The organism is Rahnella sikkimica, from assembly GCF_002951615.1.
In the GTDB taxonomy this organism is placed as follows: domain Bacteria; phylum Pseudomonadota; class Gammaproteobacteria; order Enterobacterales; family Enterobacteriaceae; genus Rahnella; species Rahnella sikkimica.
Window position 1 is genome coordinate 4,591,004 of record NZ_CP019062.1, and the last position, 24,974, is coordinate 4,615,977.

General features: G+C 51.4%; 24 protein-coding genes. 19 read left to right on the plus strand and 5 right to left on the minus strand.

Annotated features, from left to right (window positions below; genetic code table 11):
* Positions 1-5 precede the first annotated feature (5 nt).
* A complete protein-coding gene (syd, locus tag BV494_RS21245; protein WP_104924615.1) occupies positions 6-557 on the plus strand; it encodes a SecY-interacting protein in 552 nt (183 codons plus the stop codon).
* Between the two features lie 661 nt (positions 558-1,218).
* Here syd and BV494_RS21250 read toward each other — a convergent pair.
* Positions 1,219-2,457 (minus strand): MFS transporter, encoded by a 1,239-nt coding sequence (locus BV494_RS21250; RefSeq protein ID WP_104924616.1) that lies wholly within the window; start codon positions 2,455-2,457, stop codon positions 1,219-1,221.
* Between the two features lie 187 nt (positions 2,458-2,644).
* Between BV494_RS21250 and BV494_RS21255 the strand changes: the two genes are divergently transcribed.
* The 3 genes from BV494_RS21255 to BV494_RS21265 are packed head-to-tail and all read left to right on the plus strand — an operon-like array spanning position 2,645 to position 4,219.
* Entirely contained in the window at positions 2,645-2,959 is a 315-nt protein-coding gene (locus BV494_RS21255) for a YqcC family protein (protein ID WP_104924617.1), read from the plus strand.
* A 1-nt stretch (position 2,960) separates the two neighbouring features.
* Positions 2,961-3,740, plus strand: coding sequence for a tRNA pseudouridine(65) synthase TruC (gene truC, locus BV494_RS21260; RefSeq protein ID WP_104924618.1), 780 nt, complete (start codon positions 2,961-2,963; stop codon positions 3,738-3,740).
* A 29-nt stretch (positions 3,741-3,769) separates the two neighbouring features.
* Positions 3,770-4,219, plus strand: coding sequence for a flavodoxin (locus BV494_RS21265; RefSeq protein ID WP_104924619.1), 450 nt, complete (start codon positions 3,770-3,772; stop codon positions 4,217-4,219).
* A 102-nt stretch (positions 4,220-4,321) separates the two neighbouring features.
* Here the strand turns inward: BV494_RS21265 and BV494_RS21270 are convergent, their stop codons facing one another.
* From BV494_RS21270 to map, 4 genes are all read right to left on the minus strand, one after another.
* Positions 4,322-4,711, minus strand: coding sequence for a DUF3461 family protein (locus BV494_RS21270; RefSeq protein WP_056781756.1), 390 nt, complete (start codon positions 4,709-4,711; stop codon positions 4,322-4,324).
* Positions 4,712-4,861: 150 nt separating this feature from the next.
* The gene (gene dapD, locus BV494_RS21275; protein ID WP_104924620.1) at positions 4,862-5,686 is read right to left on the minus strand and encodes a 2,3,4,5-tetrahydropyridine-2,6-dicarboxylate N-succinyltransferase; all 825 of its coding nucleotides are present in this window, start codon (positions 5,684-5,686) and stop codon (positions 4,862-4,864) included.
* Positions 5,687-5,732: 46 nt separating this feature from the next.
* Positions 5,733-8,423 carry a bifunctional uridylyltransferase/uridylyl-removing protein GlnD gene (gene glnD, locus BV494_RS21280; protein ID WP_192938046.1) on the minus strand — a complete coding sequence of 897 codons (2,691 nt, stop codon included), beginning with the start codon at positions 8,421-8,423 and terminating at the stop codon, positions 5,733-5,735.
* A gap of 97 nt (positions 8,424-8,520) precedes the next feature.
* Positions 8,521-9,312, minus strand: coding sequence for a type I methionyl aminopeptidase (map, locus tag BV494_RS21285; protein ID WP_104924621.1), 792 nt, complete (start codon positions 9,310-9,312; stop codon positions 8,521-8,523).
* A gap of 367 nt (positions 9,313-9,679) precedes the next feature.
* On the opposite strand from map, the gene rpsB reads away from it, so the two are divergent.
* The 15 genes from rpsB (at position 9,680) to rnhB (ending at position 24,900) form a co-directional block, all read left to right on the plus strand.
* A complete protein-coding gene (gene rpsB, locus BV494_RS21290; protein WP_104924622.1) occupies positions 9,680-10,405 on the plus strand; it encodes a 30S ribosomal protein S2 in 726 nt (241 codons plus the stop codon).
* Positions 10,406-10,552: 147 nt separating this feature from the next.
* Positions 10,553-11,404, plus strand: coding sequence for a translation elongation factor Ts (gene tsf, locus BV494_RS21295; RefSeq protein WP_104924623.1), 852 nt, complete (start codon positions 10,553-10,555; stop codon positions 11,402-11,404).
* A gap of 158 nt (positions 11,405-11,562) precedes the next feature.
* A complete protein-coding gene (gene pyrH, locus BV494_RS21300) occupies positions 11,563-12,294 on the plus strand; it encodes a UMP kinase (protein WP_101079218.1) in 732 nt (243 codons plus the stop codon).
* Between the two features lie 108 nt (positions 12,295-12,402).
* Positions 12,403-12,960, plus strand: coding sequence for a ribosome recycling factor (gene frr / locus BV494_RS21305; protein ID WP_104924624.1), 558 nt, complete (start codon positions 12,403-12,405; stop codon positions 12,958-12,960).
* Between the two features lie 158 nt (positions 12,961-13,118).
* Entirely contained in the window at positions 13,119-14,315 is a 1,197-nt protein-coding gene (ispC, locus tag BV494_RS21310) for a 1-deoxy-D-xylulose-5-phosphate reductoisomerase (RefSeq protein WP_104924625.1), read from the plus strand.
* Positions 14,316-14,599: 284 nt separating this feature from the next.
* Positions 14,600-15,358: a (2E,6E)-farnesyl-diphosphate-specific ditrans,polycis-undecaprenyl-diphosphate synthase gene (gene ispU / locus BV494_RS21315; RefSeq protein ID WP_104924626.1), complete on the plus strand. Its 759-nt coding sequence runs from the start codon at positions 14,600-14,602 to the stop codon at positions 15,356-15,358.
* A 9-nt stretch (positions 15,359-15,367) separates the two neighbouring features.
* Complete coding sequence (gene cdsA / locus BV494_RS21320; RefSeq protein ID WP_104924627.1) at positions 15,368-16,216, plus strand: phosphatidate cytidylyltransferase; 849 nt, start codon at positions 15,368-15,370, stop codon at positions 16,214-16,216.
* 41 nt (positions 16,217-16,257) lie between these two features.
* Positions 16,258-17,613: a sigma E protease regulator RseP gene (gene rseP, locus BV494_RS21325; RefSeq protein WP_104924628.1), complete on the plus strand. Its 1,356-nt coding sequence runs from the start codon at positions 16,258-16,260 to the stop codon at positions 17,611-17,613.
* A gap of 36 nt (positions 17,614-17,649) precedes the next feature.
* On the plus strand, positions 17,650-20,070 hold the full coding sequence (gene bamA / locus BV494_RS21330; protein ID WP_104924629.1) for an outer membrane protein assembly factor BamA: 2,421 nt from the start codon (positions 17,650-17,652) through the stop codon (positions 20,068-20,070).
* A 153-nt stretch (positions 20,071-20,223) separates the two neighbouring features.
* Positions 20,224-20,721 carry a molecular chaperone Skp gene (gene skp, locus BV494_RS21335; RefSeq protein ID WP_104924630.1) on the plus strand — a complete coding sequence of 166 codons (498 nt, stop codon included), beginning with the start codon at positions 20,224-20,226 and terminating at the stop codon, positions 20,719-20,721.
* Positions 20,722-20,723: 2 nt separating this feature from the next.
* Positions 20,724-21,746 carry a UDP-3-O-(3-hydroxymyristoyl)glucosamine N-acyltransferase gene (lpxD, locus tag BV494_RS21340; protein ID WP_104924631.1) on the plus strand — a complete coding sequence of 341 codons (1,023 nt, stop codon included), beginning with the start codon at positions 20,724-20,726 and terminating at the stop codon, positions 21,744-21,746.
* A gap of 113 nt (positions 21,747-21,859) precedes the next feature.
* On the plus strand, positions 21,860-22,348 hold the full coding sequence (gene fabZ, locus BV494_RS21345; protein ID WP_183850297.1) for a 3-hydroxyacyl-ACP dehydratase FabZ: 489 nt from the start codon (positions 21,860-21,862) through the stop codon (positions 22,346-22,348).
* Positions 22,349-22,351: 3 nt separating this feature from the next.
* A complete protein-coding gene (lpxA, locus tag BV494_RS21350) occupies positions 22,352-23,140 on the plus strand; it encodes an acyl-ACP--UDP-N-acetylglucosamine O-acyltransferase (RefSeq protein WP_104924632.1) in 789 nt (262 codons plus the stop codon).
* 18 nt (positions 23,141-23,158) lie between these two features.
* Positions 23,159-24,307, plus strand: coding sequence for a lipid-A-disaccharide synthase (gene lpxB, locus BV494_RS21355; protein ID WP_104924633.1), 1,149 nt, complete (start codon positions 23,159-23,161; stop codon positions 24,305-24,307).
* The gene (gene rnhB, locus BV494_RS21360) at positions 24,304-24,900 is read left to right on the plus strand and encodes a ribonuclease HII (protein WP_104924634.1); all 597 of its coding nucleotides are present in this window, start codon (positions 24,304-24,306) and stop codon (positions 24,898-24,900) included. The genes lpxB and rnhB overlap by 4 nt, the downstream gene beginning before the upstream one ends.
* Positions 24,901-24,974 lie beyond the last annotated feature (74 nt).

Below are 24,974 nucleotides of genomic sequence, written 5' to 3' on the forward strand. Positions count from 1 at the left end.
GAATTATGGAGTCTGAAGTTTCTGTAGCATTGCGTGAATTTACTCAGCGTTATGTCGATGTCTGGCAGCAGCAGACCGGTATGCCGCCGTCCAGCGAAGCGCTCTTTGGCGTCGATTCCCCCTGTGTGGTGAAAACCGATGACGACGTTGTGTTTTGGCTGACTCAGGTTTTCAGTCCGGCGGCCACGCTGGAAAATGTGGAACGTGCGATGGAGCTCCAGTTACGGCCGGAAGCGCATGCGTTTTACACGACGCAGTTTGCCGGTGATATGACGGCCAGCTGGCAGGGTAATGCGATGACGTTGCTTCAGGTCTGGAGCCCGGAAGATTTTACCCGTTTGCAGGAGAATCTGATTGGCCATCTGGTGACGCAAAAACGCCTGAAACTGACGCCGACGGTTTTTCTGGCGACCACGGATTCCGAGCTGGATATGGTTTCTTTATGCAATGTGACCGGAAATGTTGTTCTGGAACAGTTCGGCAGCAAAAAAAGAACGATACTCTCGCCATCGTTGTCAGAATTTCTTACAATGCTGACCGCTGTTTATCCCGCCTGACGCCGTTCTGAAAAACACCCCATCCCGCAGAGCACAAATGGCTCACATGCGTGTGAGAGATCTCTCACAAAGGCTGTAAGAGATCTCGCTAATTTGACTTAGTTATCCTTTCTCGTTATTTATAAAATTCTTAAATATCAATAAATTAACGTTTTCATCGCCTGTAAGGCGGCTTACACTCCCTTCTTTTGGCTTACACGCCGTCTTGTTCCGAAAGCCGAAATCGACGATTCTAGTTGTGCACCAAGGAGGCATGAAACAGAACATCAGGATGATGGCTGATTCATAAAGCAGGGGACGGCTCAGGAAGAGTCAGGACGGCATCGGATTATGCCAGGATGTTTCAGGAAGAAACCAGGGACACCTCCAGGACGGAGAAGAGAGCTCACAAAGGAAGCTGAGCGGGTCACAGATGACCAGGATGCAAGTCGGGATGACTTAGGATAAACCGTCAGGATGAAAGTAGGACGATGCGAAGGACAGCCGGTTAGGATAACCGCAGGAAAAGTTTTCATGGACTGAGCAGGGAGCACTAATGTAGCTGGATTGCTATAAAACGAACCGGGGGCACTGTGAAAACAGTGCCCCCAACTTTTTGTCTCCGCGCAGCAAACTCCCGCGTTAAAAGGCGCTCCCGATTGAACAGGAGCTCCCGTTTTCTTCAGCCAATCGCGCCCAGCACGTCGTCCTGACCTTGCTTTTTAGGCAACAGGAAAAGCGTGGCGAAGATATCCAGCAGGTAAATGGCGGCCAGCAGGCTAATGGCGGCGGTAAAGGAAACCTGCGAAACCAGCAGGCCAATCACCAGCGGGCCAAAACCGCCCACACCGCGCCCCAGATTGAACAGCAAATTCTGCGCCGTCGCCCTGACGCGTACCGGATAGAGATCAGAGATCAGCCCGCCGTAGCCGCCAATCATCCCGTTTACGAACATGCCCATTACTGCGCCGGCGAACAGCATCAGCATGGGATCTGAAAGCTGTGCGTAACACACCACCATGATGACCGCGCCAACCTGATAAATCAGGAAGATTTTCCAGCGCGGAAAACGGTCCGACAACACGCCGAACAGCCAGATCCCAAACGTCATCCCCACGACTGTCACCGCAGTCCATAAGCCGGATTTCGTCAGTGAGAAACCGAAGTTTTTCGACAGATAGCTGGGCATCCAGATCATCAGCCCGTAATAGCCAAAATTCTGGACGGAGCAGAGGATCAGAATGCCGAGGCTGGCTTTGGCGGTGGCTTTATCACGAAACAGCAATCTGATGCGGCTCAGCAGCGAACCTTCGTTATTCGTGGCCGTGTTTTTGACGAAGGCCTCCGGTTCGCCCATGGTGCGGCGGATCAGAAAAGAAGCCAGCGCTGGTAACAGGCCAACCAGGAACATTCCGCGCCAGCCGATAATGCCGAGCAACAACGGCGTCAGGAACGCCGCCAGCAACACGCCCAACTGCCAGCCCATTCCGACATACGCCGACGCGCGGTTGCGTTTTTCAACCGGCCATGCTTCCGCAATCAGTGCCATACCAATACCAAATTCGCCGCCCAGACCCACGCCTGCCAGCGTGCGGTAGATGAGCAAATCCCAGTAACCTTGAGCGAAAGCGCACAGGCCGGTAAATACTGAGAACATCAGGATGGTAAAGGTCAGAACGCGTATGCGGCCAAAGCGGTCACTTATCGGGCCAAAAATGACGCCGCCGAGCACGGCACCGATCAGCGTCCAGGTGACCAGCGAGCCACTTTGTGATGACGTTAACCCGAACTCGCTGGCGATGGCGGGCAGCATGAAACCGAGGATCAATAAATCGAAACCGTCCATGGCGTAACCCGTGACGGAAGCCAGCATAGCTTTGGCTGGCGTAGCGTGTGCTTTTTGCGGATGTTGTGAGGGCATGTTGACACATCAGTGAAGAAAAAAGTGGCGGTAGTTTGCCCGTATCGGGCGTTTACCGCCACCATGAAAAACTTATAGATTGATTGATAATTTGGATACGATGCAGAAGGTTGGGGCATCCGGCCTTCAATGTTATGCTTTGCGCCCCCGGCAGAGGCTGCCTGGGCCATGAACGAAGAGAGTAGCCATGAATACAAAAAAACAGGTTCGCGAGATTTTAGAAGATATCGAACAGGCGATGCGCAACGATAAGTTGTGGCATGCCACGCCGCCGGAACCGGACGCTTTTGAAAGCAAAGAGCCGTTTTCAGTGGACACGATGTCCGCTGAGCAATGGCTGCAATGGGTTTTGATCCCCCGCATGTACGCGTTGCTGGCCGCTGAAGCCCCGTTGCCTACCCGTTTTGCTATCACCCCCTATTTTGAAGAGGCCATGCCTGAAGCAGTTCTGTTACTGAATCAGCTGCAACGCCTTGACGACTTGCTCAATATAGAAGACTGACATGCTGGAAATTTTGTATCAGGACGAACATCTGGTCGCAGTGAATAAACCTGCGGGTATGCTGGTTCATCGCAGTTGGCTGGACCGACATGAAACGGTGTTTGTGATGCAAACATTACGCGATCAGATAGGTCAGCATGTTTTTACCGTTCATCGTCTGGATAAACCGACGTCGGGCGTTTTGCTGCTGGCGCTGTCGAGCGATGTGGCGCGACTGCTGTCTCAGCAGCTTGAAAATCATCAGATGAGCAAGGTGTACCACGCCGTGGTTCGCGGCTATGTCACTGAAGACGGAACGCTTGATTACGCACTGACGGAAGAGCTGGATAAAATTGCCGATAAGTTTGCGAATCCGGATAAAGCGCCGCAGCCCGCAGTGACCCATTACCGTACGCTCGCGCAGGTCGAAATGCCGGTCGCCGTCGGGCGTTACGATACGGCCCGATACAGCCTGGTGGAACTCAGGCCGGAAACCGGTCGCAAGCATCAGCTTCGTCGTCATATGTCGCATTTGCGTCATCCGATTATCGGCGACAGCGCACACGGCGATTTAAAGCAGAATCGCGGCATGACCGAACATTTCGGCTGTTCCGGTTTGATGCTGCACGCCAGCGATATGCAACTGCCGCATCCGGTGACGGGCAAGTTGCTCAACCTGCAGGCGTGCTGGGATCATCGCTGGCAAAATGTCGTGACGCAGTTCGGCTGGCAGGGGAAAGTCCCCGGCCTCGAAAGGGTTGAGTTTGACCCCGCTTGCGGTCAGGATAGTGCACAAATTTAAGACGTTAAGATCACACAGGAGTGAAGCCCATGGCTGAAGTCGGAATTTTTGTCGGGACGGTGTACGGCAATGCATTACTGGTAGCGGAAGAAGCGGAAACCGTGCTCAAAAGCCAGGGGCATGACGTCAAACTGTTTGAAGAAGGCACGCTGGAAGCCTGGCAGTATTACCGCCATCATTTTGTGCTGGTGGTGACGTCGACGACCGGTCAGGGCGATTTACCCGACAGCATCGCGCCGCTTTATGCCGCGATCCGCGATACCGTCGGTTATCAGCCAGAGCTGCGTTACGGCATGATTGCGCTGGGTGACAGCAGTTACGATCATTTCTGTGGCGGCGGTCATAAGCTGGATGATTTATTGCAGGAGCAGGGCGCTTCCCGCATTGGCGAAATGCTTGAAGTCGATGCGATGGAAACGGCCGAGCCGGAAACCGTGGCGATTCCTTGGGCCGAAAAATGGGGCCAGCTGCTGAAATAGGTTATTGCTGAAATACGTTATTGCGACGCGGCGCAATCCAATAAAAAAGGTCAGGCTAAAAACCTGACCTTTTTGCTTTCAGACGCTTCGGGCTGCGATTAATCAGCGGCCGCTGGTCAGTTTTTCCAGATCGGATTCAATCTCAGTAATCTTGTTTGCCACAACGGATTCAAGGTGACGAAGGTCATCAAGAATTTTACGTTTCAGGTCCACTTCAACCTGATCGCGCTGACAGATTTGATCCAACTCATCAATGACATAACGCAGATTTGGGCTGATTTCATGAATTTCTTTATAACCCTGACCTGCATTATCGGCCACGATCGTTTTGCGCTGGCGCGGGTATTTGAATTTCACGCTTTTAGCAAAAAACTCGCCTTTGTCCCGGCGGAAGTAGATCTTCAGAATATCGTTATTGGCCTCCTGACGCAGGCTGTAACGATCAATATCGTCGGGATTATTAATGCCCAGGCTTTTCAGATTGTCATACATAGCGCCACCTTGGTTTAGGAGATTATCTGTTGATCATAATGAACCGAACGGCGGTCCGAATCGTTGACTGATGACACAATTCGCCATCTGCAAGATAAAAAAATAGCGGGTAATCTTTTTGTTTTCAAAACAATTACCCGCTTTTTAATTTTACTCGATGGTGCGCAGTAACTCATTCAGGCCCGTTTTGCCCAGCGTTTTCGCATCCACTTTCTTCACGATAACGGCGCAGTACAGGCTGTATTTACCGTCTTTAGAAGGCAGATTCCCGGAAACCACGACGGAACCCGCAGGAACGCGGCCGTAGAATACTTCGCCGGTTTCACGGTCATAAATTTTGGTGCTCTGGCCGATGTAAACGCCCATGGAAATGACAGAGCCTTCTTCAACGATCACGCCTTCAACGATTTCTGAACGCGCGCCGATGAAGCAGTTGTCTTCGATGATGGTCGGGTTGGCCTGGAGTGGCTCCAGAACGCCACCGATGCCGACACCGCCGGACAGGTGAACGTTTTTACCGATCTGCGCGCAAGACCCGACGGTCGCCCAGGTATCCACCATGGTGCCTTCATCAACGTATGCGCCGATGTTAACGTAAGAAGGCATCAGCACCGTGTTACGGGCGATGAAAGCGCCTTTACGGACGGCAGCAGGTGGCACCACGCGGAACCCTTCACGCTGGAAACGGGCTTCGTCGTAGTCTGCGAATTTCATCGGGACTTTGTCGAAGTAACGGCTTTCGCCGCCTTCCATAACCTGATTGTCGTTGATTCTGAAGGACAGCAGCACCGCTTTCTTCAGCCACTGATGCGTTACCCATTCGCCATCAATCTTCTCTGCAACGCGCAATTCGCCGCTGTCGATTTTGCTGATGACCTGGTTTACGGCGTCGCGCGTTACGCTGTCAACGTTTGACGGAGTGATATCCGCACGGCGTTCGAAGGCTTGTTCAATAACGGTTTGTAGTTGCTGCATCCTGTTCTCTTTCCTGAATGGGTTTTAAAAGATAATGGTACTTGTATCACATTTTATCGCCGGGGTTGAGTGCCTCGGTTAATCGGCGTGTGATTTCCTTGCGAGTTTGTTTATCCAGCGCACGTCGCTCCGCGTTTGCCAGAATAAACAAGTCTTCTACGCGCTCGCCGATGGTCGAGATCCTCGCGCCATGCAACGAAAGCCCCAGATCTGAGAAGACCTCCCCGACGCGCGCCAGCAGACCCGGCTGATCGAGTGCGACCAGTTCCATGTACGTCCGGCGGTCAGTGTGCGTCGGCAAAAAGCTGACTTCGGTCTGCACGCTGAAATGGCGCAGCTTCGGTGACGGGCGTCGCGCGCGCGGCGGCTGATAAGCCAGCGTCATCGATTGTTCCAGCGCATAACGGATCGCTTCGTGCCGGTCCTGCGCCAGCGGACTTCCGTCTGGTTCGAGCACGATAAAGGTATCCATCGCCATGCCGTCACGGTTAGTGAAAATCTGTGCGTCGTGAATACTCAGATTTCGCCTGTCCAGTTCACCGGCGACCGTGGCGAACAGATACGGGCGGTCAGGGCTCCAGATGAATATCTCGGTGCCGCCACGCGTGGCCTGGCGGCTGACCAGTACCAGCGGTTTAGTGGAGTCATGTTCAAGCAAATGTCTGGCGTGCCACGCCAGCTGATTCGGCGAGTGTCGCAGGAAGTAATCTGCGCGGCAGCGGCTCCAGATGCGGTGTAACGCTTCTTCGTCGATATTATCCATACGCAGCAACGCCAACGCCTGCAAGCGGTGATGGCGCACGCGCTCGCGCAGATCCGGCGTGTTTTGCATGCCGCGGCGCAGCTGTTTCTCTGTCGCAAAGTATAGCTCGCGTATCAGGCTCTGTTTCCAGCTGTTCCACAGCGTTTCGTTGGTGGCGCAGATATCGGCAACCGTCAGGCTGACCAGATAACGCAGGCGCACTTCGCTCTGCATTTCTGCCGCAAATTGCTGAATTTCGTTGGGGTCCTGAATGTCGCGGCGCTGCGCGGTGACGGACATCAGCAGATGGCAGCGCACCAGCCACGAGACAAGCTGCGTTTCGCGCGAGTTGAGGCCGTGAAGTTCGGCAAATTCCAGCACGTCCTGTGCGCCGAGAATGGAATGGTCGCCGCCCCGCCCTTTGGCGATATCGTGGAAGAGGGCGGCGATCAGCAGTAATTCAGGCTGCGGCAGGCGCGGGTACAATTCCACGCACAGCGGATGTTTTGGCCGCGTTGCTTCGTGGGAAAAACTTTCTAGTTTTTGCAGTACACGAATGGTGTGCTCATCAACCGTGTAGGCGTGGAAAAGGTCAAACTGCATCTGTCCGACGATTTGCCCCCACTGCGGCATATAGGCCCAGAGAACGCTGTGGCGATGCATTGGCACCAGCGCGCGCGAAACCGCACCGGGGTGACGCAGAATCGACATAAACGTTTCACGCGCCTGCGGGATCATGCACAACGGTTCTTTCAGATGACGGCGCGCATGGCGCAGCAATCGCACTGTGGTGGAGTAGATGCCTTTGATTTCACGATGGCGAACCATCAGCTGGAACATGCTGATAATGGTTTCCGGGCGGTGTTCAAACAGTGATTCATCACGCAGGTCAATCAGATCGCCACGCAGCTGGAAATTCTCATCCAGCGGGCGGGGTTTTTCATTCGGTCCGATAGCCAGAATCGCCTCATCAAACAGCTGCAATAACATCTGATTCAGTTCGCCAACCCGGCGGGTCATGCGGTAGAAATCTTTCATCATGCGTTCGACGGGCTGGTTGCCTTCACCCTGATATTGCAGCAGTTGCGCCACGCTTTGTTGTCTGTCAAAGAGAAGACGGTTGTCGTAGCGCGGCAGCACCAGATGCAGGGCAAAACGGATGCGCCACAGGAAGCTCTGGCATTCCAGCAGTTCGTTGCGCTCGGCTTTGGTCAGGAAGCCAAACGCGACCATTTCATCGAGCGATGTGGCACCAAAATGGCGACGTGCGACCCACAATATGGTGTGAATATCGCGCAAGCCGCCGGGGCTGCTTTTGATATCCGGTTCCAGCCCGTAGCTGGTGCCGTAGTAACGCTGATGGCGCTCATTTTGTTCGGTAATCTTAGCGCGGAAGAAATTCGGAGAAGGCCAGAAGCCGTCGCTGAAAATGTGCTTTTGCATGTTCAGAAACAGGGCAACATCGCCGCAAATCAGGCGGGATTCGATAAGGTTGGTCGCGACCGTTAAATCGGCAAGTCCTTCCAGCAAACACTCTTCCAGCGTACGCACGCTGTGACCGACTTCCAGCTTCAAATCCCACAGCAAGGTAATCAGCTCGCCGATTCGTTGCGCCTGCTCATCGTTGAGACGCTTTTGACTGAGTACCAGCACGTCTATGTCGGACAGCGGGTGCAATTCCCCGCGCCCGTAACCGCCCACGGCCACCATCGCGGTTTCAGGAATATTGTCAAAACCGTAAAATGTCCACAGGCGTTGCAATAACTGGTCGATGTAATGCGTCCGCGCATCCACCAGTTCTTCGGCGCGTTGCCCGGCGTTAAAGGCTTCACCCAGCCAGACCTGGAACTGTTCCATATGCTGTTTGAGGCTCTGACGGTTTAAGTCGTCATCCGGATAGGCGGAAGGGGAAACAGGCTGTGGCGGGAAAGCGCGGTTGAGCTCCTGCGTCGTTTGCGATGGCAGGCTCTTTTCAGCAGAGAAGTTTTCAATCATAGATGCGCAGCCTATTCCTACACGTTAAAGATAAAAAAAACCGGCTTTCGCCGGTTTGATTGACAGATTTAACCCCTCTGCGCCGAGCGGGGAACTGTTAGTCGTGCGTCAGGATAGCCGGGATGGTGTCATCCTTACGCAGCGTCATAATTTCACAACCGTTATCTGTCACCACAATAGTATGCTCGTACTGAGCCGACAAGCTGCGATCTTTAGTTTTTACTGTCCAGCCGTCTTTCATGGTGCGGATACGGTAATCACCGGCATTGACCATCGGTTCAACGGTGAAAGCCATACCGGCCTGCAACACAACGCCACCGTCATCGGCATCGTAATGCAGAACCTGAGGTTCTTCATGGAAACCTTCGCCGATGCCGTGACCGCAATATTCGCGTACTACGGAGAATTTCTCGGCTTCCACGAATTTCTGGATCTCTTTACCCAGCGTGCGCAGGCGGATGCCCGGCTTAATCATGCGCAGGGCAATGTACAGGCTTTCCTGCGTGATACGGCAAAGACGTTCGCCAAGAATGGTCGGTTTGCCTGCGATGAACATCTTAGAGGTATCGCCGTGGAAACCGTCTTTAATTACGGTGACGTCGATATTGACGATGTCGCCATCTTTGAGGATTTTGTCTTCGCTCGGAATACCGTGGCAAACCACTTCGTTAATAGAGATGCAGACCGATTTCGGGAAGCCGTGGTAATCCAGACAGGCAGAAATGGCTTGCTGTTTGTTCACGATGTGATCGGCACAAATTCTGTCGAGCTCGCCGGTGCTGACGCCCGGTTTAACGTAAGGCTCAATAATTTCCAGCACTTCCGCAGCCAGACGGCCAGCGACGCGCATTTTTTCGATATCTTCCGGGGTTTTGATTGAAATAGCCATGAGTCGTCCTGCAGGTTCAGTTCATCAGGTGCGCTATATTTTTGCGCCGATGTCGTCAATAATTCACTGTGGCTTATGGTATCAGCCCTGATATTAGCTGCCAAACTATCATTTCCCGGCGTGCAATCCGGAGAACTAAAGTTGCTGTCCGGCCGTTATTTGTGGTATAAAACGCGCCGGCAATCCGCTCTGGGTCCCAGACTCCGGGGGATTAAAGCCGAATTCACTCATATGTGTACTTATTAACGTAAGTAATAACACACACGTATCGACACATACACCGGGGTGCTCTGGGAATCCGTTCTGCAGGGTCGGTGTTATGGGATACGTGGAGGCATAACCCCAACTACTTAATAGAGGTTTTATCATGGCAACTGTTTCCATGCGCGACATGCTCCAGGCTGGTGTTCACTTCGGTCACCAAACCCGTTACTGGAACCCGAAAATGAAGCCATTCATCTTCGGCGCACGTAACAAGGTTCACATCATCAACCTGGAAAAAACTGTTCCAATGTTCAACGAAGCTCTGGCTGAGTTGCAGAAGATCTCCTCCCGTAAAGGTAAGATCCTGTTCGTTGGTACTAAACGCGCAGCAAGCGAAGCGGTAAAAGAAGCTGCACACAACTGCGACCAGTTCTTCGTGAACCATCGCTGGTTGGGCGGCATGCTGACTAACTGGAAAACAGTTCGTCAGTCCATCAAACGTTTGAAAGATCTGGAAGTTCAGTCTCAGGACGGTACTTTCGAGAAGCTGACCAAGAAAGAGGCGCTGATGCGTACTCGTGAACTGGCTAAGCTGGAAAACAGCCTGGGTGGTATCAAGGATATGGGTGGTCTTCCTGATGCTCTGTTCGTTGTTGACGCTGATCACGAACACATTGCAATCAAAGAAGCTAACAACCTGGGTATCCCGGTATTCTCCATTGTTGATACCAACTCCGATCCGGATGGCGTTGACTTTGTTATCCCTGGTAACGATGACGCAATCCGTGCAGTAAAGCTGTACCTGAGCGCTGTTGCAGCTACTGTCCGTGAAGGCCGTTCGCAAGATCTGGCTGTTCAGGCAGAAGAAAGCTTCGTAGAAGCTGAATAATAAGGCAAGCTCAGCAGAGCCCTTATTAACCAGGTATTGAAATATGTTGGTTAGGGGGCCTTTATTGGCCCCCTTTGCTTATCTTAAATGCGAGAAATATCTCACCGCAAAAAGCCTTTTTGCACTGAGATAATCGAGGAAAATACAATGGCTGATATTACCGCTGCCCTGGTAAAAGAACTGCGCGAACGTACTGGCGCTGGCATGATGGATTGTAAGAAAGCTCTGGTTGAAGCTAACGGCGACATCGAGCTGGCAATCGAAAACATGCGTAAATCTGGCGCGATCAAAGCGGCGAAAAAAGCAGGCAACGTAGCTGCTGACGGCGTGATCAAAACCAAAATCGAAGGCAACTACGGTGTTATTCTGGAAGTTAACTGCCAGACTGACTTCGTTGCTAAAGATGCGGGTTTCCAGGCATTTGCTGACAAAGTGTTGGACGCTGCGGTTGCAGGCAAAATCACTGATGTTGAAGTTCTGAAAACACAGTTTGAAGAAGAGCGTGTACAACTGGTTGCTAAAATCGGTGAGAACATCAACATTCGTCGCGTTTCTTCCCTGGAAGGCGAAGTGTTGGGTAGCTACCTGCACGGCGCACGTATCGGTGTTCTGATTGCGGCTAAAGGCGCTGACGAAGAGCTGGTTAAACAAATTGCTATGCACGTTGCGGCGAGCAAGCCTGAATTTGTTAAACCAGAAGATGTGTCTGCTGAAGTTGTCGAAAAAGAGTACCAGGTACAGCTGGACATCGCTATGCAGTCTGGCAAGCCTAAAGAAATCGCAGAGAAAATGGTTGAAGGCCGCATGAAGAAATTCACCGGCGAAGTTTCTCTGACTGGTCAGCCTTTCGTCATCGACCCAAGCAAATCTGTGGGCCAGGTTCTGAAAGAGCACAATGCTGACGTTGTTAATTTCATCCGCTTCGAAGTGGGCGAAGGTATCGTGAAAGTTGAGACTGACTTTGCTGCTGAAGTTGCAGCAATGACAAAACAGTCTTAATCAGTATCTGATACACCAAAAACGGAACCGCTGCGAAAGGGCGGTTCCGTTTTATCCAGCCCCAAATTCCCATTACATTGTGCGTGTGGTCATTCAGACAGCGCTATGATGTAAAGACCGACTATCCATCAAGACACATTGCTTCTAGGACAGACACCATGGCTACCAATGCGAAACCCGTTTATCAGCGTATCCTGCTCAAACTCAGTGGCGAAGCCCTGCAGGGCAGCGAAGGTTTTGGTATCGACGCGAGTGTATTAGATCGTATGGCTCAGGAAGTGAAAGAGCTGGTCGAACTCGGCATTCAGGTAGGCGTTGTGATCGGCGGCGGTAACTTGTTCCGCGGTGCGGGTCTGGCGCAGGCTGGCATGAATCGTGTTGTAGGCGACCATATGGGTATGCTGGCGACTGTCATGAATGGTCTGGCGATGCGTGATGCGTTACACCGTGCTTATGTTAACGCACGCCTGATGTCCGCAATCCCTTTGAACGGTGTTTGTGATAATTATAGCTGGGCTGAAGCGATCAGCCTGTTGCGTCATAACCGTGTGGTGATTTTCTCCGCCGGTACGGGCAATCCATTCTTTACCACTGACTCTGCAGCGTGCCTGCGTGGTATCGAAATCGAAGCCGATGTGGTATTAAAAGCCACCAAAGTCGACGGCGTTTACTCCGCCGACCCGGTGAAAAACCCGGAAGCTACACTGTACGAAAAACTGACCTATCAGGAAGTGCTGGAGCAGGAATTGAAAGTGATGGATCTGGCGGCGTTTACACTGGCCCGCGATCACAATCTGCCAATTCGTGTATTCAACATGAACAAACCGGGTGCATTGCGCCGTGTTGTGATGGGTGAAAACGAAGGAACGCTGATTTCTAACGCGGAGTGATCCTTCACAATTGAACATACCGTTCAGCCAGCCTGTGCTGGCATAAGTATTCACGGACTATACTGATGGTATGGTCTGCCAGGTAACCAGCTTTCAAGGGTTCACAACGTGATTAACGAAATTAAAAAAGACGCTGAAATTCGTATGGAAAAATGCGTTGAATCATTCAAAACGCATATCAGCAAAATCCGCACCGGCCGCGCTTCTCCCGGCATCCTGGATGGCATCATGGTCGATTACTACGGTTCATCTACGCCACTGCGCCAGTTGGCTCAGGTCACGGTTGAAGATTCCCGTACTCTGGCTATTTCCGTATTTGACCGCTCAATCAGCGCCGCTGTGGAAAAAGCGATCATGACGTCCGATCTGGGGCTGAACCCCTCTTCTGCTGGCGCGACTATCCGCGTTCCATTGCCTGCACTGACTGAAGAGCGTCGTAAAGATCTGATTAAAGTCGTGCGCGGCGAAGCAGAGCAGGGCCGTGTTTCCGTGCGTAACGTCCGCCGTGACGCTAACGACAAAACCAAAGCACTGCTTAAAGATAAAGAAATCAGCGAAGATGAAGATCGCCGTTCACAGGACGACATTCAGAAACTGACTGACATTTTCATCAAGAAAATCGACGTTGCTTTAGCTGAAAAAGAAACTGAGCTGATGGATTTCTAATCCGGCTTATTTCGCTTACAAAGCGCCGCTACTGCGGCGCTTTGTTTTTAAGTGGCCTCCAATTCTTTTATCTGTCTGCACAATCTCATGGACAAGCCCGATAAGAGGTTTCAGACTGTGCACTTTCCGAATTTACGCGCTTTATTCCGGGCATTTTCATGAAACAAATGACTATTCTTGGTTCGACAGGGTCTGTCGGCACCAGCACGCTTTCCGTCGTCCGGTCTAACCCTGACGCGTTCTCTGTTAAGGCGCTGGTTGCCGGCCGCAATGTCGACGTTATGGCGCAGCAATGTCTGGAATTCCGTCCGGCGTATGCGTCGATGGCAGATGAGTCTTCTGCACGTCAATTGCGGGTTATCTTGTCGGAGCAGGGAATCAATACCGAAGTCCTTTCTGGCCCGGATGCGGCTATCGAACTGGCGGCGCTTGATGATGTGGATCAGGTGATGTCTGCCATCGTTGGTGCAGCGGGTCTGTTACCGACGCTGTCTGCCGTTCGTGCGGGCAAGCAAGTCCTCCTGGCAAATAAAGAGTCGCTGGTGACCTGTGGTCGCATTTTTATGGATGCCGTCCGTCAAAGCCAGTCTCAACTTTTGCCCATCGACAGCGAGCATAATGCCATTTTCCAGAGTTTGCCTGAATCCGTTCAGAAACAACTGGGCTATGCTTCCCTTGAAGAACACGGAATTTCCCGCATTGTTCTGACCGGTTCCGGCGGGCCATTCCGCGAATTACCCTTAGACGAATTCAGCAGAGTGACGCCCGATCAGGCATGCGCTCACCCAAACTGGTCGATGGGGCGTAAGATTTCTGTCGACTCCGCCACGATGATGAACAAAGGGCTGGAATATATTGAAGCGCGCTGGTTGTTTAATGCGTCAGCGGCCGAAATGGAAGTGATTATCCATCCGCAATCGGTGATTCACTCTATGGTACGCTATCGCGACGGCAGCGTACTGGCGCAACTGGGTTCACCGGATATGCGAACGCCTATTGCGCATGCCATGGCATATCCGAGCCGGGTGGCGACAGATGTTGAAGCACTGGATTTTTGTACGATGGGCGCACTGACGTTCAGCGCTCCGGATTATGCACGTTATCCCTGTCTCCAGCTTGCTATCGAAGCCAGCAATACCGGGCAGGCTGCCACCACGGCGCTTAATGCGGCGAATGAAATCTCGGTGGCGGCTTTCCTTAATGGTGAAATTTGTTTTACCAACATTGCTTCGCTAAATCGTCAGGTCATGGACCTGTTAGTGAGCGCCGAACCGACTTCTGTTGAGGAAGTGTTGGAGATTGATGCTAGCGCACGGGCATTGGCAAAAGATAAACTTCCTGGGTTTACGCGGTAAGACCAGTTTAGTGCTTATGCAGCAGTTTGTTAGCGCCACATTGAAATGGTATAGTCTGCGCCACGCTGACAGTAGATTCGGCTTTTTTGAGCCTGAATGTTAAAGGTGGAATCGGTGATCTGTCAGTGTAAGCCGTGCCTGCAAGGGAGACACGGCTTTTTTGCGCGTGTTGTCGCACCCTCGATGCAAGGTGCCACATCAGCTAACGTTGTGGCGTGAGTCCTATCAGGCTTAGGCCAGCTGGAAAGCCGTTGTGTTCTGATAAAAGGAAATGAGTACGCGTTATGTCCCTCGAAAATCAACAGATGTCTGATATGCGTTGCTCTCAACCTCGCCATGTTGCCATTATCATGGACGGCAACGGACGCTGGGCAAAACGTCAGGGTAAAATGAGGGTTTTTGGTCATAAAGCGGGAGTGAAGTCAGTGCGTAAAGCGGTGAGCTTTGCTGCCAGTCATCATCTTGATGCGCTCACGCTTTATGCCTTTAGTAGTGAAAACTGGAATCGTCCTGCTCAGGAAGTTTCTGCGCTGATGGAGCTGTTCGTCCGTGCGTTGGACAGCGAAGTTAAAAGCCTGCATAAACACAATGTCAGGTTGCGGATCATTGGCGACGTCAGTCGTTTTAGTGCTCGTCTGCAGGAACGCATTCGTCGTTCAGAAACACTTACTCAAAATAACGACGGTCTGACCCTGAACATCGCTGCAAATTACGGTGGCCGATGGGATATTATTCAGGGCGTGAAGACGCTGGCCGGGCAGGTAGAAGCCGGTACATTGCGGGCTGAGCAAATTACAGAAGAATTGCTAAACTCAGCGGTCTGTATGAGCGAACTGTCACCCGTCGATTTGGTGATCAGAACCGGTGGGGAACATCGGATCAGTAATTTTTTGCTGTGGCAGATTGCCTATGCGGAGCTCTATTTTACCGATGTCCTCTGGCCTGATTTTGATGAAAACACCTTTGAAGGGGCGCTGAACGCGTTTGCACAGCGAGAGCGCCGCTTCGGAGGGACTACACCTATCGGCGCCGATGCGTCCTAGGGAGAACATTTGCTGAAGTATCGCATTATCACAGCTCTGATTTTAATACCGATTGTTATTGCAGCTCTCTTTTTGTTGCCGCCGGTGGGTTTTGCCATTGTCACCCTCATGGTGTGTATGTTGGCTGCGTGGGAGTGGGGTCAGCTTGCCGGGCTTGCAACGCGTAGTCAGCGTATCTGGCTCGCTATACTGTGTGGTTTTCTGTTAGCCGCCATGATGTTGAGCATTCCGGCTTACCATCAGAGCGTACACTTACCTCAGGTCAGCAGTTCCTTGTGGGCGGCACTGGCGTGGTGGTGTCTGGCGTTAGTCTTGGTTGTCGCGTATCCGGCTTCCGCTGCATTTTGGCGTCATTCCCGTGTATTACGGGTCTTGTTTGGCGTGCTGACCATCGTGCCGTTCTTCTGGGGTATGATCGCGCTGCGTCAGTACGGTTATGCTGAGAATCCTCACACAGGCGCGTGGTGGCTTTTATATGTCATGCTGCTGGTCTGGGGCGCTGATTCGGGGGCTTATCTGTTTGGTAAATTGTTCGGTAAGCATAAACTGGCACCGAAAGTTTCTCCGGGGAAAACCTGGGAAGGGTTTATCGGTGGGCTGGTCACTTCTGCCCTGATAGCCTGGTTGTTTGGTCGTTACGCGCCATTGAGCGTAGAGCCAGCAACATTACTGATTTGTTCTGTGGTTGCTGCGCTGGCTTCTGTGCTGGGCGACCTGACGGAAAGCATGTTCAAGCGTGAAGCCGGAATCAAAGACAGTGGTCATATGATCCCGGGTCATGGCGGAATATTGGATCGCATCGACAGCCTGACAGCTGCGGTTCCTGTATTCGCCTGTCTGATGCTGTTAGTGTATTAACCGTCGCAGACGGTGAAGTTTTCTAAGGAATAGTTGGACATATGATGAACATACTCTGGAGCCTGGCCGCCTTTATCGTTGCATTGGGGGTGCTTATCACCGTGCACGAGTTCGGCCATTTCTGGGTTGCTCGTCGTTGTGGTGTGCGTGTAGAACGTTTCTCTGTCGGCTTTGGCCGCGCGCTATGGCGTCGCACTGACCGTCAGGGAACCGAGTATGTGCTGGCCATTATTCCTCTCGGGGGCTACGTTAAAATGCTCGACGAACGCGTCGAGGCTGTTGCCCCTGAATTTCGTCATCAATCCTTCAATAACAAAAAGATCTGGCAACGCGCTGCTATCATCAGTGCCGGGCCCATTGCCAATTTCATCTTTGCTGTTTTTGCATATTGGTTGATCTTCATTATTGGTGTTCCAAGCGTGCGTCCTGTCGTTGCAAATGTCACTGCAAATTCAATCGCTGCGCAATCCAATATTTCTCCGGGAATGGAACTAAAGTCTGTTGCCGGTATCGAAACGCCTGATTGGGATTCAGTTCGTATGGCGTTGATTGGCGAAATCGGTGATGACCAAACGACTGTCGGAGTTGCTCCATTTGGCTCCAATCAGGTCGTTGAGAAAACGCTGAATTTACGTCAATGGCAGTTTGATCCTGAAAAGCAGGATCCGGTGGTCTCTCTGGGTATGATTCCACGAGGTCCGCAGATAGAATCTGTCTTGCAGGAAGTGCAGCCAGATTCAGCCGCGCAAAAGGCGAGTTTGCAAGCCGGAGACAGGATCGTTAAAGTCGATGGTCAGATTCTGGAAAGTTGGCAGTCGTTTGTCATTCAGGTACGTGACAATCCCGGCAAGCCAATCCGTCTGGAAGTTGAGCGGGGTGGTTCTCCCGTCGCTTTAACACTGACGCCGGATACGAAGTCTGCAGGTAAAGGCAAAATACAGGGTTTTGCTGGTGTGGTCCCGAAAGTGGTGCCGCTGCCTGATGAATACAAAACAATCCGTCAGTATGGTCCGTTTGTGGCGTTTTATGAGGCCGGGGATAAAACCTGGCAACTTATGAAACTCACCGTGAGCATGCTGGGTAAGTTAATTACCGGGGATGTGAAGCTGAACAATCTGAGTGGCCCAATCTCCATCGCACAGGGCGCAGGAATGTCAGCGGAGTATGGTTTGGTGTCTTACCTCACGTTTTTGGCACTCATCAGTGTCAATCTGGGGATCATCAACCTCTTCCCGTTACCGGTATTAGATGGTGGCCACCTGCTATTTCTTGCAATAGAAAAGCTTAAAGGTGGGCCAGTTTCCGAGCGAGTTCAGGACTTCAGTTACCGCATTGGTTCAGTTTTGCTGGTGTTGTTGATGGGGCTTGCACTTTTCAATGATTTCTCTCGTCTTTAAGACCTGAGATTAGGTTAGGAAGAACGCATAACAACGATGGCGATCAAAAAGTTGCTCATAGCGTCGCTGCTGTTTGGCAGCGCCACCGTATACGGTGCAGACGGTTTCGTAGTGAAAGATATTCATTTCGAAGGCCTGCAGCGAGTTGCCGTCGGTGCGGCGTTACTCAATATGCCGGTTCGTGTCGGTGATACCGTTACTGACGATGATATCAGTAATACCATTCGCGCATTGTTTGCCACTGGCAACTTTGAGGATGTTCGCGTCCTTCGCGATGGTAATTCACTGATTGTTCAAGTCAAAGAACGTCCAACGATTGCCAGCATCACTTTCTCCGGTAATAAATCGGTGAAAGATGACATGCTGAAACAAAACCTGGAAGCCTCTGGCGTCCGCGTTGGCGAAGCACTTGACCGTACAACCATCGGCAGTATTGAAAAAGGCCTGGAAGATTTCTACTACAGCGTCGGTAAATACAGTGCGTCGGTAAAAGCGGTTGTAACCCCTTTACCGCGTAACCGTGTTGACCTGAAACTGGTGTTTACCGAAGGTGTTTCTGCCAAAATTCAGCAGATCAACATCGTGGGTAACCATGCCTTCTCAACGGATGAACTGATTTCACGCTTCCAGTTGCGCGATGAAGTGCCTTGGTGGAACGTGGTCGGTGACCGTAAATACCAGAAGCAGAAACTGGCGGGTGACCTTGAAACCCTGCGCAGCTTCTATCTGGATCGCGGTTATGCCCGTTTCAACATTGATTCGACGCAGGTCAGCCTGACGCCGGACAAAAAAGGCATCTACATTACGCTGAACATCACAGAAGGTGAGCAGTACAAACTTTCTGGCGTTGACGTGACCGGCAGCATGGCGGGGCACTCAGCAGAAGTTCAAAGCCTGACTAAAATTGATAAAGGCGAGCTGTACAACGGCGCTAAAGTCACCAAGATGGAAAACGACATCAAACAGATGTTGGGCCGTTATGGCTATGCCTATCCGCGTGTGACAACTCAGCCTGAAATTAACGATGCTGACAAAACGGTAAAACTGCATATCAACGTGGATGCGGGTAACCGTTTCTATGTGCGTCATATTCGTTTTGAAGGCAATGACACCAGTAAAGACAGCGTTCTGCGCCGTGAAATGCGTCAGATGGAAGGTGCCTGGTTAGGTAATGATCTGGTCGATAAAGGCAAAGAGCGTCTGAACCGTCTGGGTTACTTCGAAACTGTTGATGTCGATACACAACGCGTTCCGGGTTCTCCGGACCAGGTTGATGTGGTCTACAAAGTGAAAGAACGTAATACCGGTACTTTCAACTTTGGTGTCGGTTACGGTACTGAAAGTGGTGTCAGCTTCCAGGTCGGTGTCCAGCAGGATAACTGGTTGGGTACGGGTAACTCCGTCGGCATCAGTGGTACGAAAAATGATTACCAGACGTACGCAGAATTCACGATTACAGACCCGTACTTCACCGTTGACGGTGTGAGTCTGGGCGGTCGTATTTTCTATAACGACTTTAAAGCGGATAATGCGGACCTTTCTGACTATACCAACAGAAGTTACGGTATTGGCGGCAACCTGGGTTTCCCTGTCAATGAAAACAACTCATTGCGTCTGGGTCTGGATTACGTACACAACGATCTGTCCAATATGGAACCTCAGATCGCCATGTTCCGTTATCTGAACTCAGTGGGCCTGAAACCTGCGGTAACGACCAGCGATAACTCAGATGCTGATTTCAGTGCTGATGACTTCTTCGCGAGTCTGGGCTGGGGTTATAACAACCTCGACCGTGGTTACTTCCCGACATCAGGGACCAAAGCCAGCCTGAACGGTAAAGTCACTGTGCCGGGTTCTGATAACGAATATTATAAAATCACGTTCGATTCAACCAGCTATATGCCGCTGAATCAGGATCGTGATTGGGTTCTGATGGGGCGTGCGCGCGCAGGTTATGCGGATGGTCTGGGCGGTAAAGACGTGCCGTTCTACGATAACTTCTATGCCGGCGGCTCAAGCAGTGTTCGTGGTTTCCAGTCGAACACCATCGGTCCGAAAGCCGCTTATTACAAATGTACTTCTGCAGACAAGTCGTACAACACCTGCGCGATTGATAACTCGAGCGATGCAGTGGGCGGTAACGCAATGGCCATTCTGAGTGCGGAACTGATTGTTCCAACTCCGTTTGTTAGCGAGAAATACGCTAACTCATTGCGTACGTCTCTGTTCGTGGATAGCGGTACAGTCTGGGATACGGGTTGGCAAAACACGCCGGAAACTATTGCAGCGGGTGTGCCTGATTACAGTAAGCCTGGCAACATTCGTGTGTCTTCTGGTCTGGCGTTACAGTGGCAGTCTCCTCTGGGGCCGCTGGTGTTCTCTTATGCACAGCCAGTTAAGAAATACGAAGGCGATAAAGCGGAACAGTTCCAGTTTAACATTGGTAAAACCTGGTAACGCTTTGTCCACAAAGAGTTTATTCAGCAGAATCGCAATGGCCTGATGCTGAATTTGATACACGGGTTTCGGCCCGTGTATTGTTTTAATGTCGGGTGTTTTGTGTAATTTACTGTGCCAGATGGCACAAACGGGTGATGGAAGGAGTTTATAGTGAAAAAGTGGTTATATGCCGCAGGCCTCGGTTTAGTTATGGCTTCTTCAGCTAGCGTTCAGGCTGCTGACAAAATTGCTATCGTTAACGTCGCTAGCATTTTCCAACAGATGCCTGCTCGTGAAGCTGTGGCTAAACAACTGGAAAACGAGTTCAAAAGCCGTGCAACTGATTTGCAATCTCAGGAACGTGATCTGCAAACCAAAATGCAACGTCTGCAACGCGATGGCGCAACCATGAAAGCCAGCGATCGTTCTAAACTCGAAAAAGACGTAATGGCTCAGCGTGAAGCTTTCTCAGCTAAAGCGCAGCAGTTCGAGCAAGATAACCGTCGTCGTCAGGGCGAAGAACGTAACAAAATCCTGAGCCGTATTCAGGACGCTGTGAAATCTGTTGCCAGCAAAGAAGGTTATGATGTTGTTATTGATGCAAACGCAATCGCGTACGCAAGCAATGACAAAGATATTACTGCTGATGTGCTGAAACAGGTTAAATAAACATGTCTTCAATTCGACTCGCTGATCTCGCGCAGCAGTTGGATGCACAATTGCACGGTGATGGTGAAATTGCCATCACCGGCGTTGCTTCAATGCATTCCGCACACTCCGAGCAAATCACGTTTTTATCAAACAGCCGTTACCGTGAACAGTTGGCCTCCTGTACAGCAGGTGCCGTAGTGTTGACGGAAGCGGATCTGCCATTTTGCCCTACAGCGGCATTAGTGGTTAAAAACCCTTACCTGACCTACGCGCGTATGGCGCAATTGCTGGATACTACCCCGGCACCGGCACAGGATATTGCTGCGAGCGCAGTGATTTCAGACAGTGCTTCGTTAGGAAAGAATGTCTCGGTTGGCGCAAATGCAGTCATCGAATCAGGCGTTGTGCTGGGTGATAATGTTGTCATCGGCGCGGGCTGCTTTATCGGTAAAGAAGCAAAAATAGGCGCGGGCACACGTTTGTGGGCCAATGTTTCTATTTATCACCGTGTTGAGATTGGCGAGCTGTGTCTTATTCAGTCGGGTACGGTGATCGGTTCTGACGGCTTTGGTTATGCCAACGACCGCGGCAACTGGATCAAAATCCCTCAGTTAGGTACGGTCATTATTGGCGATCGCGTTGAGATTGGCGCCTGTACCACGATTGACCGTGGCGCACTGGATGACACCATTATCAGCAACGGCGTCATCATTGATAATCAATGCCAGATTGCACACAACGTCGTGATTGGAGACAATACGGCGGTTGCTGGCGGTGTTATTATGGCCGGCAGTCTGAAAATTGGACGCTACTGCCAAATCGGCGGAGCCAGTGTTATCAATGGTCACATGGAGATTTGTGACCAGGCTGTCGTAACCGGAATGGGAATGGTAATGCGACCAATCACTGAACCTGGGGTATACTCCTCCGGTATTCCGTTACAACCGAATAAAGTTTGGCGTAAGACGGCTGCATTGGTAATGAATATTGACGAGATGAATAAGCGCTTGAAAGCTGTCGAGCGTAAAATCGAAAAAGACTAATTACCACCTACGGTGCTGCTTTGTGTTCCCTTCCGGGGTGAACCTGCGGCATTCGTTCCTATTTGCGGCCTGCCTGATGACCTTTTTTTGGGGTCTGGCAGGCCGTGTTTTTGATGCCATCAGTTTTTATAGACAGGAAGAGTATTTTGACTACTGACACTCATACTCTGCGTATTGAAGAGATACTGGATTTATTGCCGCACCGTTACCCGTTCTTACTGGTTGATCGTGTGCTGGATTTTGAAAAAGGGAAATTTTTGCGCGCAGTGAAAAACGTTTCCTTTAACGAACCGTTTTTCCAGGGGCATTTCCCCGGTAAGCCGATTTTCCCAGGTGTTTTGATTCTGGAAGCCATGGCACAAGCTACAGGTATTCTTGCGTTTAAAAGCGTAGGGAAACTGGAGCCGGGCGAGCTGTATTATTTTGCAGCAATTGATGATGCACGCTTCAAACGTCCGGTGTTGCCGGGTGACCAGATGATTCTGGAAGTTGAATTCATTAAAGAGCGTCGTGGTGTTGCTCGTTTTAAAGGTGTCGCAAAAGTAGATGGTGAGATTGCTTGCGAGGCATCAATGATGTGCGCCCGTCGCCGGGAGTCTTAATACATGATAGACAAAACCGCCTATATACATCCAAGCGCTATTGTTGAAGAAGGTGCCGTTATCGGTGCTGGTGTTCATATCGGTCCTTTTTGTTATGTCGGTTCCCAGGTGGAAATTGGCGAAGGGACTGAGCTTAAATCACACGTAGTTCTTAATGGCGTGACCAAAATCGGTCGCGATAACCGCATCTTCCAGTTCGTTTCCATTGGTGAAATTAACCAGGATCTGAAGTATGCCGGTGAACCAACACGCGTTGAGGTCGGCGATCGCAACAATATTCGTGAGAGCGTGACCATTCATCGTGGAACCGTTCAGGGCGGTAGTCTGACAAAAGTGGGCAGTGATAACCTGTTGATGGTTAACGCGCATATTGCCCATGATTGCGTCATTGGTAATCGCTGTATTTTGGCGAATAATGCGACGCTCGGCGGTCACGTAGAGATCGACGATTTCGCTATCATTGGCGGTATGACCGCAGTGCATCAATTTTGCATCATCGGCGCACACGTTATGGTTGGTGGTTGTTCTGGCGTTGCTCAGGATGTTCCTCCGTTTGTCATCGCGCAGGGTAACCATGCGACGCCATTCGGTATCAACATCGAAGGTCTTAAGCGTCGTGGTTTTGAGAAAGCTGATCTGCACGCGATCCGTAATGCCTACAAGTTACTGTACCGCAGCGGTAAAACGCTGGAAGAAGCTCAACCGGAAATCGCTGCTATTGCCGCTGAATTCCCGAAAGCTAAACCTTTCAGTGATTTCTTTAGCCGTTCAACACGCGGCATTATTCGCTGATCTGCGCTTCGGAAAACAATGCAAAAGCCTGCTCTGACAATTGGCCTGGTGGCCGGTGAAACGTCCGGTGACATTCTTGGCGCCGGGCTGATTCGCGCCCTGAAGAAACATCATCCTGATGCCCGTTTTGTGGGGGTTGCAGGTCCGCTGATGCAGGCGGAAGGATGCGAAGCCTGGTACGAAATGGAAGAGCTGGCTGTGATGGGCGTGGTGGAAGTGTTAGAACGGCTGCCACGCCTGTTGAAAATCCGCAAAGACCTTACCCGACGCTTCAGCGAACTTCAGCCTGATGTTTTCGTGGGCATCGATGCCCCGGACTTTAACATCACCTTAGAAGGCCGCCTTAAACAGCGCGGTATCCGCACGATTCATTATGTCAGCCCTTCAGTCTGGGCCTGGCGACAAAAACGTGTTTTCAAAATCGGGAAAGCAACCGACTTAGTTTTGGCATTCCTGCCTTTCGAAAAAGCGTTTTACGACAAATTTAACGTTCCCTGCCGTTTCATCGGTCACACGATGGCGGACGCAATGCCTTTGCTTCCGGACAAGCAGGCGGCTCGCGCATCTCTGGGGATCCCTGATAATGTGCATTGCCTGGCATTATTGCCAGGAAGCCGTCATGCCGAAGTCGAAATGCTTAGCGCGGATTTTCTGAAAACGGCGTTGCAGTTGCGACAGACCTACCCTGATTTGCATATCGTGGTGCCGCTGGTAAATGCCAAGCGTCGTGAGCAATTCGAGCGCATCAAGGCCGAGATTGCGCCTGACCTTTCGGCACATTTGCTCGATGGCAAAGGGCGTGAAGCCATGATTGCCAGCGATGCGGCCCTTCTGGCTTCTGGCACTGCCGCGCTCGAATGTATGCTGGCAAAATGTCCTATGGTGGTGGGTTATCGCATGAAACCCTTCACGTATTGGCTGGCGGAACGTCTGGTGAAAACCCCTTACGTATCATTGCCAAACTTGCTGGCAAGACGGGAAATCGTTACTGAATTACTGCAAACCGAATGCGTACCGGAAAAGCTTTCTGCTGCACTTCTGCCTTTACTGGCGGGCGGTGAAAAAAGTGAGGAATTGCGTACAACTTTCCTGGAATTGCATGAAAGCATTCGCCGTGATGCTGATGAGCAGGCCGCTCAGGCCGTAATGGAGCTGGCAAACCGATGAGTGAATTATTTGTTTATCCGCAGGCCGTGTATATTGCCGGGGTGGATGAAGTCGGTCGTGGTCCGCTGGTCGGCGCGGTGGTAACCGCTGCGGTGATCCTGGATCCTGCCAACCCGATTACGGGGCTGGCAGATTCAAAGAAGCTTTCCGAAAAACGTCGCGAAGCGTTATACATTGAAATCAAAGAAAAGGCGCTGGCCTGGAGCCTCGGGCGTGCTGAGCCACATGAAATTGATGAACTGAATATTTTACATGCCACAATGCTGGCGATGCAGAGAGCCGTCGCCGGTCTGGCACTGACGCCGGATATGGTGCTGATTGATGGCAATCGTTGCCCGAAACTGCCTATGGCCTCTCAGGCTGTAGTGAAAGGCGACAGTAAAGTCGCTGAAATCAGTGCCGCATCTATTTTGGCTAAAGTGACACGCGATCGCGAAATGGTTGAACTGGATCTGCAGTTCCCTGAATATGGTTTTGCGAAACACAAAGGCTATCCGACGCCGGTGCATCTTGAAAGCCTCGCCCGGCTTGGTGCGACAGTCCACCACCGTCGCAGTTTTGCGCCGGTGAAACGCTCGCTCGGACTGGCATAGCACGTCTCTTTTTTCTGCCCCTGACTTTTTTATAAAACGGTGGGGCACATAAACTCATAATTCACATATTTCTG

Bases quoted from the DNA above. Each gene is read 5' to 3' on its own strand.
- glnD (WP_192938046.1), bottom strand. From the start codon at position 8,423: ATGATTGAAAACTTCTCTGCTGAAAAGAGCCTGCCATCGCAAACGACG.
- fabZ (WP_183850297.1), top strand. From the start codon at position 21,860: ATGCCATCAGTTTTTATAGACAGGAAGAGTATTTTGACTACTGACACT.
- pyrH (WP_101079218.1), top strand. From the start codon at position 11,563: ATGGCTACCAATGCGAAACCCGTTTATCAGCGTATCCTGCTCAAACTC.
- BV494_RS21250 (WP_104924616.1), bottom strand. From the start codon at position 2,457: ATGCCCTCACAACATCCGCAAAAAGCACACGCTACGCCAGCCAAAGCT.
- BV494_RS21265 (WP_104924619.1), top strand. From the start codon at position 3,770: ATGGCTGAAGTCGGAATTTTTGTCGGGACGGTGTACGGCAATGCATTA.
- bamA (WP_104924629.1), top strand. From the start codon at position 17,650: ATGGCGATCAAAAAGTTGCTCATAGCGTCGCTGCTGTTTGGCAGCGCC.
- map (WP_104924621.1), bottom strand. From the start codon at position 9,312: ATGGCTATTTCAATCAAAACCCCGGAAGATATCGAAAAAATGCGCGTC.
- rpsB (WP_104924622.1), top strand. From the start codon at position 9,680: ATGGCAACTGTTTCCATGCGCGACATGCTCCAGGCTGGTGTTCACTTC.
- dapD (WP_104924620.1), bottom strand. From the start codon at position 5,686: ATGCAGCAACTACAAACCGTTATTGAACAAGCCTTCGAACGCCGTGCG.
- rseP (WP_104924628.1), top strand. From the start codon at position 16,258: ATGATGAACATACTCTGGAGCCTGGCCGCCTTTATCGTTGCATTGGGG.
- BV494_RS21255 (WP_104924617.1), top strand. From the start codon at position 2,645: ATGAATACAAAAAAACAGGTTCGCGAGATTTTAGAAGATATCGAACAG.
- lpxD (WP_104924631.1), top strand. From the start codon at position 20,724: ATGTCTTCAATTCGACTCGCTGATCTCGCGCAGCAGTTGGATGCACAA.
- rnhB (WP_104924634.1), top strand. From the start codon at position 24,304: ATGAGTGAATTATTTGTTTATCCGCAGGCCGTGTATATTGCCGGGGTG.
- ispC (WP_104924625.1), top strand. From the start codon at position 13,119: ATGAAACAAATGACTATTCTTGGTTCGACAGGGTCTGTCGGCACCAGC.
- syd (WP_104924615.1), top strand. From the start codon at position 6: ATGGAGTCTGAAGTTTCTGTAGCATTGCGTGAATTTACTCAGCGTTAT.
- truC (WP_104924618.1), top strand. From the start codon at position 2,961: ATGCTGGAAATTTTGTATCAGGACGAACATCTGGTCGCAGTGAATAAA.
- ispU (WP_104924626.1), top strand. From the start codon at position 14,600: ATGTCCCTCGAAAATCAACAGATGTCTGATATGCGTTGCTCTCAACCT.
- lpxA (WP_104924632.1), top strand. From the start codon at position 22,352: ATGATAGACAAAACCGCCTATATACATCCAAGCGCTATTGTTGAAGAA.
- lpxB (WP_104924633.1), top strand. From the start codon at position 23,159: ATGCAAAAGCCTGCTCTGACAATTGGCCTGGTGGCCGGTGAAACGTCC.
- tsf (WP_104924623.1), top strand. From the start codon at position 10,553: ATGGCTGATATTACCGCTGCCCTGGTAAAAGAACTGCGCGAACGTACT.
- BV494_RS21270 (WP_056781756.1), bottom strand. From the start codon at position 4,711: ATGTATGACAATCTGAAAAGCCTGGGCATTAATAATCCCGACGATATT.